This is a genomic window from Nitrosomonas sp. Is37 (genome assembly GCF_033063275.1).
In the GTDB taxonomy this organism is placed as follows: Bacteria; Pseudomonadota; Gammaproteobacteria; order Burkholderiales; family Nitrosomonadaceae; genus Nitrosomonas.
In genome coordinates this window covers 1-629 of sequence record NZ_JAWJYP010000079.1, presented here as the reverse complement: position 1 = coordinate 629, position 629 = coordinate 1, and the positions used below count along the sequence as shown (strand labels likewise).

The window sequence follows — 629 nt, the reverse complement described above, 5'->3', positions numbered from 1 at the left end:
CCGATGAATCGCGCGTATGTTGAGATTCAAGATGAACACACCCGACTGCGCGAAATGGTCGCCCTGCAACAGCGTGTCAGCAAACTGGAAGCAAAGAAAACCAGTCTGCTGGACCTGAACAGCACCAGTGAAAAAATCTCACTGGGTGGACTAGGCGGCGGCATGTTGCTAGCAGGCACATTAGCGCTGATTGGCTGGCGCAAACGTAAACAAAGCTAAGCTTTGACTACTGCAAACGACAACCAGCGCACTCAACAAGTGCGCTGGCTAGACAAGCTCCTCCCGCTACTAGGCATCACCCTCGTAACGGGAGGTTTCATTTTACTCAGCTGGTTTGCCTACTTATGGCTGACCCCGGGAGTTGCCCCCTATCAATACCAACTGATAGACGAAGGGGACGCGAGCAAATATCCGGAACTCGAACTAGAAGCCTGGCCGACACTCAAGATCAGCAAACATGAAATACGCGTCGCAGAAAGCGACAAACCTATCGCGCTTGCCTATTTTGGGCAACGAGAACAAGAAGCATTGGTACTGCTCAACTGGGAAAATCACACCGGCGAACCACTGATCGCACTGGAACGCAAACCATCGGAGCTTAGCGCATTAGCCACTGCGATAGGCAAACA

2 pseudogenes are annotated in these 629 nt (G+C 52.0%); both read left to right on the top strand.

Features of this window, described 5'->3' with window-relative positions:
* A pseudogene (locus R2Q26_RS15345) lies at positions 1-219 on the top strand (hydroxylamine reductase); the annotation flags it as partial.
* 3 nt (positions 220-222) lie between these two features.
* Positions 223-629, top strand: a pseudogene (locus tag R2Q26_RS15340) (hydroxylamine oxidation protein HaoB); the annotation flags it as partial.